This window comes from Streptomyces sp. ISL-43 (genome assembly GCF_018614195.1).
Lineage (GTDB): Bacteria > Actinomycetota > Actinomycetes > Streptomycetales > Streptomycetaceae > Streptomyces.
Window position 1 is genome coordinate 1 of record NZ_JAGGOT010000104.1, and the last position, 12,867, is coordinate 12,867.

Annotated in this window: 8 protein-coding genes and 1 pseudogene; 8 read left to right on the forward strand and 1 reads right to left on the reverse strand. The window is 72.2% G+C overall.

Annotation, left to right across the window (positions count from 1 at the left end; all coding sequences use genetic code 11):
• Window positions 1-251 precede the first annotated feature (251 nt).
• From J7F03_RS39100 to mfd, 3 genes are all read left to right on the forward strand, one after another.
• Window positions 252-1,028: an ABC transporter ATP-binding protein gene (locus tag J7F03_RS39100; protein ID WP_251073158.1), complete on the forward strand. Its 777-nt coding sequence runs from the start codon at window positions 252-254 to the stop codon at window positions 1,026-1,028.
• Window positions 1,025-3,598 carry an ABC transporter permease gene (locus tag J7F03_RS39105; protein ID WP_214957974.1) on the forward strand — a complete coding sequence of 858 codons (2,574 nt, stop codon included), beginning with the start codon at window positions 1,025-1,027 and terminating at the stop codon, window positions 3,596-3,598. Before J7F03_RS39100 ends, J7F03_RS39105 begins: the two co-directional genes overlap by 4 nt.
• Before the next feature lie 316 nt (window positions 3,599-3,914).
• Window positions 3,915-7,460, forward strand: coding sequence for a transcription-repair coupling factor (gene mfd / locus J7F03_RS39110; protein WP_214957975.1), 3,546 nt, complete (start codon window positions 3,915-3,917; stop codon window positions 7,458-7,460).
• A 196-nt stretch (window positions 7,461-7,656) separates the two neighbouring features.
• On the opposite strand, the gene J7F03_RS39115 is transcribed toward mfd, so the two are convergent.
• Complete coding sequence (locus J7F03_RS39115) at window positions 7,657-8,130, reverse strand: hypothetical protein (RefSeq protein ID WP_214957976.1); 474 nt, start codon at window positions 8,128-8,130, stop codon at window positions 7,657-7,659.
• On the opposite strand from J7F03_RS39115, the pseudogene J7F03_RS39120 reads away from it, so the two are divergent.
• The 5 genes and pseudogenes from J7F03_RS39120 to J7F03_RS39140 form a co-directional block, all read left to right on the forward strand.
• A pseudogene (locus J7F03_RS39120) lies at window positions 8,111-9,208 on the forward strand (SAM-dependent methyltransferase); the annotation flags it as partial. The gene J7F03_RS39115 and the pseudogene J7F03_RS39120 overlap by 20 nt on opposite strands.
• Before the next feature lie 189 nt (window positions 9,209-9,397).
• The gene (locus J7F03_RS39125; RefSeq protein WP_214957977.1) at window positions 9,398-10,027 is read left to right on the forward strand and encodes a hypothetical protein; all 630 of its coding nucleotides are present in this window, start codon (window positions 9,398-9,400) and stop codon (window positions 10,025-10,027) included.
• Window positions 10,024-11,532 carry a serine/threonine-protein kinase gene (locus J7F03_RS39130; protein ID WP_214957978.1) on the forward strand — a complete coding sequence of 503 codons (1,509 nt, stop codon included), beginning with the start codon at window positions 10,024-10,026 and terminating at the stop codon, window positions 11,530-11,532. Before J7F03_RS39125 ends, J7F03_RS39130 begins: the two co-directional genes overlap by 4 nt.
• Window positions 11,533-11,810: 278 nt before the next feature.
• Window positions 11,811-12,068: a hypothetical protein gene (locus J7F03_RS39135; RefSeq protein WP_214957979.1), complete on the forward strand. Its 258-nt coding sequence runs from the start codon at window positions 11,811-11,813 to the stop codon at window positions 12,066-12,068.
• The gene (locus tag J7F03_RS39140) at window positions 12,065-12,670 is read left to right on the forward strand and encodes a BMP family ABC transporter substrate-binding protein (protein WP_214957980.1); all 606 of its coding nucleotides are present in this window, start codon (window positions 12,065-12,067) and stop codon (window positions 12,668-12,670) included. Before J7F03_RS39135 ends, J7F03_RS39140 begins: the two co-directional genes overlap by 4 nt.
• Window positions 12,671-12,867: the final 197 nt, after the last annotated feature.

Here is a 12,867-nt window from a genome sequence, read left to right on the forward strand (position 1 = left end):
CGGACGTTAAAGACCAAGCTAGGGGTTGCTCCTCATAAGGATCCAGGGACGCTTCGTCCCGGCGGAGGAGGAAGTCGGGCCGCGGCGGTCTTTAACTGGTTACTACAGGGCGGGAAGCAGGGGGGGTAGGGCTAGCACCCGTATGGATACGGCGCTTGGCACCAGCGCGCCGGAGCCCCCCGCCCAAGAGACTTTCGAGTGAACCGACGGACCGTATGAATCGAGCGAGGGGAAACACCGTGACAACGGCTATGACCGAAACCAGGCACGGGGGCACTGGAGGGCATGGAGCCGTCGCGGCGCGAGCGCGGCAGGTCGTCAAGGCCTACGGCTCCGGAGAGACGCGCGTCGTCGCCCTCGACTCGGTCGACGTGGACATCCACCGAGGCCAGTTCACCGCGATCATGGGCCCCTCGGGCTCCGGCAAGTCCACGCTGATGCACTGCCTGGCCGGCCTGGACACGGTGAGCAGCGGCCGGATCCACCTGGACGAGACGGAGATCACCGGTCTCAAGGACAAGAAGCTGACCCAGCTGCGCCGCGACCGGATCGGCTTCATCTTCCAGGCCTTCAACCTGCTGCCGACGCTCAACGCCCTGGAGAACATCACGCTCCCCATGGACATCGCCGGCCGCAAGGCCGATGCGGAGTGGCTGAACCGGGTCGTGGAGACGGTGGGTCTGGCGGGCCGTCTCAAGCACCGTCCGACGGAGCTCTCCGGTGGCCAGCAGCAGCGCGTGGCGGTCGCCCGCGCCCTCGCGGCCCGTCCGCAGATCATCTTCGGCGACGAGCCGACCGGAAACCTCGACTCCCGGGCCGGCGCCGAGGTGCTCGGCTTCCTGCGCCGCTCGGTGGACGAGCTGGGCCAGACGATCGTGATGGTCACCCACGACCCGGTCGCCGCCTCCTACGCGGACCGCGTCATCTTCCTGGCCGACGGCCGGATCGTGGACGAGATGTACGCGCCCACCGCCGAGCAGGTCCTGGACCGGATGAAGGACTTCGACGCGCGCGGGCGGACGTCATGACCGTCATGAAGACCGCGCGTCGCAATTTCTTCGCGCACAAGGGGCGGATGGCGCTCTCCGCCGTCGCCGTCATGCTCTCCGTCGCCTTCGTCTGCGGCACCCTGGTGTTCACCGACACCATGAACACGACCTTCGACAAGCTGTTCGCGGTCACCAACTCCGATGTCACGGTCAGCCCGAAGAAGGCCGAGAGCAGCGGGGAGACCCCCGACACCGGCAAGCCCGAGTCGCTGGCCGCCTCGGTCGTCGAGCGGGTGCGGCAGGCGGAGGGCGTGAACTCCGTCGAGGGCGGCGTCGCCTCGATGGCCGTCACCGTCGTCAACTCCAAGAACGAGAACCTCGGCTCGACCACCGGCGCCCCGACCTTCGCGGGCAACTGGACCGAGAACGAACTCAAGTCGATGAAGATCATCGAGGGTCAGGCCCCGCGGGGCCCCACCGAGGCGATGATCGACGGTGACACCGCGAAGAAGCACCACCTGAAGCTCGGTGACGACATCCGCACCATCGCCGTCACCGGCGACATACGCTCCAAGATCACCGGAATCGCCGCCTTCACCGTGACCAACCCGGGTGCGACCGTCGTCTACTTCGACACCGCCACCGCGCAGCAGAAGCTGCTCGGCGCCCCGGACGTCTTCACGCACGTCAACGTCACCGCCAAGGACGGGGTGAGCGACGCGCAGCTCAAGCAGAACGTCGCCACCGCCGTCGGCGCCGACACCTACAAGCTGCAGACCGCGAAGGAAGCCGCGGACGCCAACCGCAAGGACATGTCCTTCCTGAACATCATGAAGTGGGTGATGCTCGGCTTCGCCGCGATCGCCTTCCTCGTCGGCATCTTCCTGATCTTCAACACCTTCTCGATGCTGGTCGCCCAGCGCACCCGCGAGATCGGCCTGATGCGCGCCATCGGAGCCGACAGCGGCCAGGTGCTCAAGTCCGTCGTGGTCGAGGCCTTCCTGCTCGGTGTCGTCGGCTCGCTCCTCGGCGTCGGCGCGGGCATCGGCCTGGCCGTCGGCCTGATGAAGCTCATGGGCCAGATGGGCATGAGCCTGTCCACCGACGATCTGACGATCGCCTGGACCACCCCGGCCATCGGCGTCTTCCTCGGCATCGTCGTCACCGTCGTCTCCGCCTACATACCGGCCCGCCGGGCCGGCAAGGTCTCCCCGATGGCCGCCCTGCGCGAGGTCGGCACCCCCGGCGACAAGAAGGCCGGCCGGATCCGCGCCGCCATCGGCCTGGTCCTCACGGGCGTCGGCGCCGCGGGCCTGTTCCTCGCCGCGACGGCCGACAAGGCCGGCACCGGATCCCTGTGGCTGGGCCTGGGCGTCCTGTTCACCCTGATCGGCTTCATCGTGATCGGCCCGCTGCTCGCCGGTGTCGTGGTGCGTGCGCTGTCCGCCCCGGTGCTGCGGCCCTTCGGGTCCATCGGCCGGCTCGCCGAGCGCAACGCGCTGCGCAACCCGCGCCGCACCGGCGCCACCGCCGCCGCGCTGATGATCGGCCTCGCGCTGGTCGCCTGCCTGTCGGTGGTCGGTTCCTCGATGGTGGCCTCCGCCACCGACGAGCTCGACAAGTCGGTCGGCGCGGACTTCATCGTCCAGTCGCAGACCGGGCAGCCGGTCGTACCGCAGGCCGAGGAGGCGCTCCGCAAGACGCAGGGCCTGGCGCACGTCACGGCGTACCGGGAGCTGGACGCGAAGATCACCGCCCCCGACGGCACCACCGAGTCGGACGGCCTCGGCGCCCAGGACCCCACGTACGCCAAGGACATCCGCCGCAAGATGACCGCCGGCGAGCACGCCGCGGCCTACGGTCCGCAGTCGATGTCGGTCGGCTCGGAGTACGCCGCCAAGCACCACGTCAAGCTCGGCGACGAGCTGACGGTCGCCTTCACCGGCGGCAAGACCGCCAAGCTCAAGGTCGCGGCGATCACCAGCGACGAGGGCAACCTCGACAAGGGCATGAAGTACGTCAGCACCGCCGTCGCCGAGGCGAACGTCCCGGCCGACAAGCTGCCGAGGCCGTTCATGGTGCTGGCCACCGCGAAGGACGGCCAGGAGAGCGCCGCGTACAAGGCGCTCAAGGACGAGCTGGCGCAGTACCCGCAGTACCAGGTGCTCAACCAGACCGACTACAAGCAGGCGCTGAAGGACCAGGTCGGCCAGCTGCTCAACGTGGTCTACGCCCTGCTCGCGCTCGCGATCATCGTCGCGATCCTGGGCGTGGTGAACACGCTGGCCCTCTCGGTGGTCGAGCGGACCCGCGAGATCGGCCTGATGCGCGCCATCGGCCTCTCCCGCCGCCAGCTGCGCCGCATGATCCGCCTGGAGTCGGTGGTCATCGCCCTCTTCGGAGCCCTGCTGGGACTCGGCCTGGGCATGGGCTGGGGCGCCACCGCCCACCAGCTCCTCGCGCTGCAGGGCATGAAGGTCCTGGAGATCCCGTGGCCGACGATCCTCGGAGTCTTCGCCGGCTCCGCCCTGGTCGGCCTGCTGGCCGCGCTCTTCCCGGCCTTCCGGGCGGGCCGGATGAATGTGCTGAACGCGATCGCCAGCGAGTAGCCGCCCGCTCGGTCGTACGGGGGAACACCCCGGCCCCGGTCCACCCCTTCGGGCGGACCGGGGCCGGTCTGCGTTGGGCGGGGCCCGAGCGGCGGCCGCCCCGCCCGGCGCCGCGCCGCCCCGGCGCGGGCGGGCTCCCGTTTCCCGGCGGCACCGATCCCTCACGAGGGTGGCGACACCCCGCCCTCCGCCACGGCGCCGATCCCTCGCGCGGGTGTCACCCCCGCGTCGTAGGGTGGGAGCCCCCGGCCCGTGAGACGTGTCGGGCCCTTCGCGTTGCCGCCCCACGGCACCTCACCGGACGGAAAGCCGCTTCATGAGCCTGCACGGACTGCTCGACGCCGTCACCCGGGACCCCGCTCTCGCCGAAGCGGTCACCGCGGCCGGGGACGGCAACCGCATGCACGTGGACCTCGTCGGCCCGGCCGCCGCGCGGCCCTTGGCCATCGCCGCGCTGGCCACCCGTACCGAGCGGACCGTGCTCGCGGTCACGGCCACCGGCCGGGAGGCCGAGGACCTGGCCGCCGCGCTGCGCTCGATGATGCCCCCGGGCCGGCAGGCCGAGGTGGTGGACTACCCGTCCTGGGAGACGCTGCCGCACGAGCGGCTCTCGCCGCGCAGCGACACCGTGGGCCGCCGGATCGCCGTGCTGCGCCGGCTCGCGCACCCGAGCAAGGACGACCCCGCCGCGGGTCCCGTCTCCGTCGTGGTCGCACCGATCCGCTCCGTGCTCCAGCCGCAGGTCAAGGGGCTCGGGGACCTCGTACCGGTGAGCCTGCGCCATGGCGAGAGCGTCGACCTGGGGGAGGTCACCTCGGCGCTCGCGGCCGCCGCGTACGCGCGCGTCGAGCTCGTCGAGAAGCGCGGCGAGTTCGCCGTGCGCGGCGGCATCCTCGATGTGTTCCCGCCCACCGAGGAGCACCCGCTGCGCGTGGAGTTCTGGGGCGACGAGGTCGAGGAGATCCGTTACTTCAAGGTCGCCGACCAGCGGTCCCTGGAGATCGCCGAGCACGGTCTGTGGGCACCGCCCTGCCGGGAGCTGCTCCTCACCGACCAGGTGCGCGAACGCGCCGCGGCCCTCGCCGAGCTCCACCCCGAGCTCGGCGAGCTGCTGCACAAGATCGCCGAGGGGATCGCGGTGGAGGGCATGGAGTCCCTCGCCCCGGTCCTGGTCGACGACATGGAGCTGCTGATCGACGTACTGCCCGCCGGATCGATGGCCGTCGTGTGCGATCCGGAGCGGGTGCGGACGCGGGCCTCCGACCTGGTGGCGACCTCGCAGGAGTTCCTGATGGCCTCCTGGGCGGCCACCGCCGGCGGCGGCGTGGCACCCATCGACGTCGGCGCGGCCTCGCTGCGGGGCATCGCCGACGTACGGGAGCACGCGCGCGAGCTCGGCATGATGTGGTGGTCCGTGTCCCCCTTCGCCGCCGACGAGGGGGACCTGACCGGCGGTGACACTCTCAAGCTCGGCATGCGCGCCCCCGAGGCCTACCGCGGCGACACCGCCCGCGCGCTCGCCGACACCAAGGCCTGGATCGCCGACGGCTGGCACACCGTCTACCTCACCGAGGGGCACGGCCCGGCCGCCCGCACCGTGGAGGTACTCGGCGGCGAGGGCATCCCGGCCCGCCTGGAGGCCGACCTCGCCTCACTGGAACCGTCCCTGGTCCACGTCTCGTGCGGCTCCCTCGACAACGGATTCGTCGACCCGGTCCTCAAGCTCGCCGTCCTCACCGAGACCGACCTGACCGGCCAGCGCACCGCCACCAAGGACCTGGGCCGGATGCCCACCCGGCGCCGCAAGACGATCGACCCCCTCACCCTGGAGGCCGGCGACTACATCGTCCACGAGCAGCACGGCGTCGGCCGCTACGTCGAGATGGTGCAGCGCACCGTGCAGGGCGCCACCCGCGAATACCTCCTCGTCGAGTACGCGCCCGCCAAGCGCGGCCAGCCCGGCGACCGGCTCTACATCCCCACCGACCAGCTGGAGCAGGTCACCAAGTACGTCGGCGGCGAGGCCCCGACCCTGCACCGGCTCGGCGGCGCCGACTGGACCAAGACCAAGGCGCGCGCGAAGAAGGCGGTCAAGGAGATCGCCGCCGACCTCATCAAGCTCTACAGCGCCCGTATGGCGGCCCCCGGCCACACCTTCGGCCCCGACACCCCCTGGCAGCGCGAGCTGGAGGACGCCTTCCCGTACGCGGAGACCCCCGACCAGCTCACCACGATCGCCGAGGTCAAGGAGGACATGGAGAAGTCGGTCCCCATGGACCGCCTGATCTGCGGCGACGTCGGATACGGCAAGACCGAGATCGCGGTGCGCGCCGCCTTCAAGGCGGTCCAGGACGGCAAGCAGGTGGCCGTCCTCGTGCCGACCACGCTGCTGGTGCAGCAGCACTTCGGGACCTTCTCCGAGCGGTACGCGCAGTTCCCCGTCAAGGTGCGGGCGCTGTCCCGCTTCCAGAGCGATTCCGAGTCCAAGGCGACGCTGGAGGGCATGCGCGAGGGCGCGGTGGACATCGTCATCGGCACGCACCGGCTCTTCTCGCAGGAGACCAAGTTCAAGGACCTGGGCCTGGTCATCGTCGACGAGGAGCAGCGGTTCGGCGTCGAGCACAAGGAGCAGCTGAAGAAGCTGCGCGCCAACGTCGACGTGCTGACCATGTCCGCGACGCCGATCCCGCGCACCCTGGAGATGGCGGTCACCGGCATCCGCGAGATGTCCACGATCACCACCCCGCCCGAGGAGCGCCACCCGGTCCTGACCTTCGTCGGCCCCTACGAGGAGAAGCAGATCGGCGCGGCCATCCGCCGCGAACTGCTGCGCGAGGGCCAGTGCTTCTACATCCACAACCGGGTCGAGTCCATCGACCGGGCGGCCGCCAAGCTGCGCGAGATCGTGCCCGAGGCGCGCATCGCGACGGCGCACGGGCAGATGTCCGAACAGGCCCTGGAACAGGTCGTGGTGGACTTCTGGGAGAGGAAGTTCGACGTCCTCGTCTCGACGACGATCGTCGAGTCCGGCATCGACATCTCCAATGCCAACACCCTCATCGTCGAGCGCGGCGACAACTTCGGCCTCTCCCAACTCCACCAGCTGCGCGGCCGCGTGGGCCGGGGCCGTGAGCGCGGGTACGCGTACTTCCTCTACCCGCCGGAGAAGCCGCTGACCGAGACCGCCCACGAGCGGCTCGCGACGATCGCCCAGCACACCGAGATGGGCGCCGGCATGTACGTGGCGATGAAGGACCTGGAGATCCGCGGCGCGGGCAACCTGCTCGGCGGCGAGCAGTCGGGCCACATCGCGGGCGTCGGCTTCGACCTCTACATCCGCATGGTCGGCGAGGCCGTGGCCGACTACCGGGCCGCCATCGAGGGCGGGGTGGAGGAGGAGCCGCCGCTGGAGGTGAAGATCGAGCTGCCGGTGGACGCGCACGTCCCGCACGACTACGCGCCGGGCGAGCGGCTGCGCCTGCAGGCGTACCGGTCGATCGCGGCCGCCAACTCCGAAGAGGACGTCAAGGCCGTGCGCGAGGAGCTCACCGACCGCTACGGCAAGCTGCCGGAGCCGGTGGAGAACCTGCTGCTGGTGGCCGGACTGCGGATGCTCGCCCGCGCCTGCGGGGTCGGCGACATCACCCTGCAGGGGCCCAACATCCGCTTCGGACCGGTGGGATTGCGCGAGTCGCAGGAGCTGCGCCTGAAGCGGCTCTACCCGGGCTCGGTGCTCAAGCCGGCCACCTCGCAGGTGCTGATCCCGCGGCCCAAGACGGCCAGGGTGGGCGGGAAGCCGCTCGTCGGGCGGGAACTGCTGGGCTGGACGGGGGAGTTCCTCGCCACGATCCTCGGCTCGTAGCCCGGCTCCCGGCCTGCGCTCGTAGCCCGGCTCCCGGCCTGCGCTCGTAGCCCGGCTCCCGGCCCGCCCGTTTGCGACGCTACGCGGGTTTCGCGGCATTCGCTCGCTGGGAGTCGCGGCAGGGGCCCGGCGCCCTTGGGGCGGCGGTCTTCGAGGTCCCCTCGTTCGCCGGCAAGGTGTCCTCACCCGCCGTCGGCTACGCCTTCTTCCAGTCCTGGCAGTCGGTGGTCTTGAAGTAGCCGTCGCCGGCGGCGATCGTCACGACGGCCTGCCCGGTGGGGTTCTCGTTCGCGGTGATCGAATCGGTGCTGCCCGAGGCGTCCTTGGTGCGCTCCCAGTAGCAGCCGGTGCCGTCCTCGGTGGAGCCGGCGGACTTGTAGGTGCCGGGGGCGATGTCCACGCCGACCTTCAGCATCCCGGCCTTGCCCGCGGCCTCCGCCTTCGGGGTTCCGGCCGCCTTGGGGTCCACGGCTTCCCAGTCCTTGCAGTCCTGGGACTTGAAGATCTTGTCGGAGGCCTCGATGGTCACGTACGTGGACCCGACCGCGTTCTCGTTGTCGAGGAGCGAGTCGACCTCGCCCGAGGAGTCCTTGGCCCGCTCCCAGTAGCAGTTGGCCTTCTCGCCGTTGCCGGTCGAGCGGTAGGTGCCGGGCTGGACGTCGTTCCTCATGCCGCCCGCCGTCGCCGCCCGCCGCTCCGGCCGCCGCATCCGCGCCGACCTGCTGCGCCGGGGCGCGCTGCGCGCCGTCGTAGCCCTGCCGGCGGGGGCCGCGCCGCCGTACGGGATCCCGCTGCACCTGTGGGTGCTGCGGCGGCCCGCCGCACACGGGGCGCCGCCCTCCGGGCTGCTCCTCGTGGACACCGCCGGACTCGCCGCCGAAGGGCAGACCCGGGCCGAGTGGCCCGCCGTGCACGAGGTGGTGGAGGGGACCTGGGCGGCGTACGACCGCGCCGGCGCGGTTCCGGAGGTCCCCGGCGTCAGCCGGGTCGTCCCCGTCATCGACCTGCTCGACGACGACGTGGACCTGACCCCGGCCCGCCACCTGCCGCCGCCCACCGCCGGCGGCGGCGTGGCCGAGCTGGCCGCCGTACGGGAACGGCTCGACGCGACGCTGAACCGCGCGGCCCGGCTCACCCCGCCGCCCCCGCCCCCCGCCGGCCCGCCGGCCCGGGCCGGCGAACCCCCGGCCCGGCTGCCGCTCACCACCATCGGCGAACTCGCCCGCGCCGGAGCCCTGCTGCTGCACGCGGGCACCGGCAGCGGGGCCGGCCCGGCCCCCGTACTCACCGAGCACGACGTGGCCGCGGGGACCGGGCCCTCCGGGACCCTGGCCGCCGCCGCGGAGGTACCCCTGCTCACCGCGCCCGGCGACGTGGTCGTCCCGCTCGCCGGCGGCGCGGGCGTCGCCCGTGTCGTCGACGCGGCCACCGCCGGGGCGGCGCTCGGCAAGGGCCTGCACCTGCTGCGGCCCGACCCGGCCGCGCTCGACCCCTGGTTCCTGGCCGGATTCCTGCGCGGCACCGCCAACAACCGCCGCGCCAGCAGCCACGCCTCCACCACGACGCGGCTCGACGTGCGCAGGCTCCGGCTGCCCCGGCTGCCGCTGGCCGAGCAGGAGGTCTACGGGGCGCGCTTCCGGGAGCTCGCCGAGTTCGAGGACGCGCTGCGGTTGGCGGCGAGGCTCGGGGAGCAGCTCGTACAGGGGTTGTACGACGGGCTGTCGGACGGCACGGTGAGGCCGCGGTGAGGCCGGCGTGACGTCCGGGCAGGGCCCGCGCGGGGGGCTGGGCGAGGTCTGCGCGGGGCCCGCGCGGAGGCCCGTGTAAGGGCCCGGCTGCGACCGTGCAACGGTTGGGCGCATCAGCTCACTCCGGCCGGAAACGCTGTATACGCTCAGGCCCGGAACCCCCGTTCGTACGGCCCGTCAGGAGCATCGATGCAAGGCCCCGGCATCCCGCCGCAGCACGGTCACCAGCCCAGCACCGGAGGCGCGGTGGGGCTGCGCGTGCTGTTCGCGCTGCTGCCCGTCCTGAGCTGCGGGCTCCTCGCGTGGGGCACGATGCTGCGGCTCGCCCTGGTGACCCGCAAGTCCCGGGACTGGTGGCTGCTGGGTGCCTCTGTCGCCGCGGAGTTCCTCTGGGTGCTGCTGAGCGGGCTCGACCCGACCCCCGACAACAGCGGCTGGCAGGCGAACCTCGGTGCCGCCTGCACGATCGCCACCGGTGTCGCCGTCACGGCGTACTTCCTCGTGGCCGACATCCGCCACCAATCGGTGGGCAGGGCGGCGCCGCCCGCGCCCTGGTACCCGGCGCCGCCCGCTCCGTACGTACCGCCGCAGCAGGCTCCCGCGTACGGGTACCCGTACGCGCCCCGGCAGTCCCCGACGCCCGTCGCGCAGCCGGCCCCCGAGTCCGCCCCGGCTCAGGCCCCCGCCCCGCCGCGCATCGGGCAGGTCCGCGCCGAACTCGACGAGCTCAGCGAACTGCTCCGCAAGCAGCCCCCGCAGCCACCGCACCACGGCGGCCCTTACGGTGACGGCCCCCACGGCGACGGCCCGCGCCGGTGACGGACCGCCTCATCGGAGACCGCTACCAGCTCGCCACCATCCTGGGCCAGGGCGGCATGGGCCAGGTCTGGACGGCGTACGACCGCCGCCTCGACCGCCGCGTCGCGGTCAAACTGCTGCGCCCCGACAAGGTGGCCGGCCCCGGTTCCGTGGCCGACGAGCTGCGCCGCCGCTTCGTGCGCGAATGCCGGGTCACGGCGCAGGTGGACCACCCCGGGCTGGTCACCGTGCACGACGCGGGCAGCGACGGCGACGAGCTGTACCTCGTCATGGGGTACGTCGAGGGCTCCGACCTGGCCGACCACCTGGCCGAGCACGATCCGTACCCGTGGCCGTGGGCGGTCTCGGTGATCGCGCAGCTGTGTTCGGTGCTGTCGGCCGTGCACGCGGTGCCGATCGTGCACCGGGACCTCAAGCCGCGCAACGTGATGGTCCGCCCCGACGGAACCGTCCTGGTCCTGGACCTCGGTGTCGCCTCGGTGATGGACACCGACACCACCCGCCTCACCAGCACCGGTTCCCCGATCGGCAGCCCCGCGTACATGGCCCCCGAACAGGCCATGGGCGGAGCCGTCGGCCCGCACACCGACCTCTACGCCCTGGGCGTGGTGCTGTACGAGCTCCTGTCCGGCAACGTGCCCTTCGCCGGATCCACCGCCCTCGGGGTGCTCCACCGTCACCTGTACGAACCCCCTCTCCCGGTCCGCCAGTTGCGCCCCGAGGTCCCGCAGCAGCTCGAAGCGGTCCTGCTGCGCCTCCTGGCCAAGGACCCGCAGGACCGGCCCGCCTCCGCGCAGGAGGTGTACGCGGCCCTCGCGCCGCTGCTGCCCCACCACGGCTCGGGAGCCCCGACCGGGCCGCTCGATCCGACCCGCCCCTTCCTGCGCCCGCAGGCCCCCTGGCCCGACCGCGCCATGGTGATCCCGCCGCGGCCCTCCACCCCGCCCGGCCCGGCCCGGCCCGATGTCCCGGCGGCCGTGGAGGAGGCCAAAAAGCTCCTGGACCAGGGGCGGCTGACCCAGGCGGTGGACATCCTCGGCGGCATCCTCCCGGCGGCGGCCGAGCAGCACGGCGAGCACTCGACGGTGGTCCGCTCCCTGCGCAAGCAGTACGCGGCCACGCTGATGGACGACGGCCAGTACCGCCGTGCCCTGCCCGAACTGCGACGCCTCGCGGACGAGTTCCCGGCCGGCGACCCGCAGTCCCTGCGCTTCCGCTACGACGCGGCCCAGTGCCTGGAACAGCTCGGCGAACCCGCGGCGGCCCTCGCCGAGTACCGCTCGCTGCTCCCGCTCTTCGAGAACCACTACGCGAACCCGGACCCGGGCCTCCCGCTGGAGGTCCGCCGCCGCATAGCGCAGCTGCTGCTCGCCCTCGGCGACCGCCCGGCGGCCCACGACACCCTGGCCCGCCTCCTCTTCGACGCGGAGCGCCTGCACGGACCCGCGCACCCCTTCTCGGCGGAGGTCCGGCGCACCCTCCAGTGGCTCGGCCGGGTGCGCTGACGTCGGCCCGCGACCGGGTGCGCTGACGTCGGCCCGCGACCGGGTGCGCTGACGCCTGCTCGCGGCCGGGCGCGCTGACGCCTGCTCGCGGCCGGGGGCCCCGGGAATGGCAGATTCCGCAGTGCGGTGTACCGTACGGCGTCCTGTCCGCATCCGTGTTCGTCAAACGTGTTCCCGAGAGGTAGCCGATCGTGAAGGATCCCGTCGCCGTCGAGAGTGTGGCCCCGTCGGGGGGAGGGTCCGTTCCCGGGCTGCTTCCCAGGGTCTTGCTGGCGGCCGTGCCGGTACTGAGCCTCGGAGTGCTGGGCGCGGTGCCTTCGCTGGTCATCGCGTGGCGCCGGGGCACGCGCGCCGACTGGGTGACCGCGCTCGCCTTCGGCTTCGCCATGGTCGGCTGGTGGTTCCAGGCCGCGCTCACGCCGGTGGACACCGAGGGCTGGCAGGCCGGCCTCGACTTCCTGCTGCTGGCCGTCTCCACGGCCGGAGCCGCAGTGCACTGCCTGACCGTCAAGCAGCAGGCGGCGGAGTCCAGATGAAAACCAGACGTACCTGGCGAAACCAGGCTGATCGCCCCGAATCCGGTAGCAGGGGGGCGGTACTCGGCCGGGTGCTGGCCGGTGCGGCCGGTGCGCTGCGCGGCCGTGCGGGATGGGTGGCGGGCGGCGCCGCCGTGCTGGCCCTCTGCCTGGTGGGCGGCTGGTTGTTCACCGGCGGGCAGGACGGACCCCCCGATCCGAGGGCGCGCCAGTACAAGGAGTTCGACGCCTGTCTGCTGACGGACGAGAAGGGCATCGTGACCGGCGCGGCCGCCGCTCCGGTGTGGGAGGGGATGCAGAAGGCCTCGCTGGAGACCCGCGCCCGGGTGACGTACGTCCCGGTCGTCGGGGAGCCGTCGGCCGAGAACGCCCGCCCGCTCTTCAACAGCCTGATGCAGCGCAAGTGCGACGTGGTGCTGGCGGTCGGCGCCGCCCAGGTGGAGGTCACGGAGGCGGGGGCCAAGCAGTATCCGCGAGCGCGGTTCGTCGTGGTCGACGGTGCGGCAACCGCCGGAAATGTCATGGTTGCGAAGTCCGGTGACAGCCTCAAGGAGACCGTGGCGGAAGCGATCAGACGGGCCGTCGACAGCTCGGGAGTGTAACGGACAAGCATCGGTTCCACGTGTCGGGTAAAGATCCCGCAAAATTGCGGATCTGGGTTGGCGTTCGCGCTCGTCGATCGGGCACGCTCACGGAGCTTTTGTCGGCAACGTGTAAGTAAAGGCTCACCCATGCGCGTTCGTTGGGTCCGTAGCCCTCGCCTCTTCCCGCCGGGTCGTACCGGCAGGCGAAGAGCGAG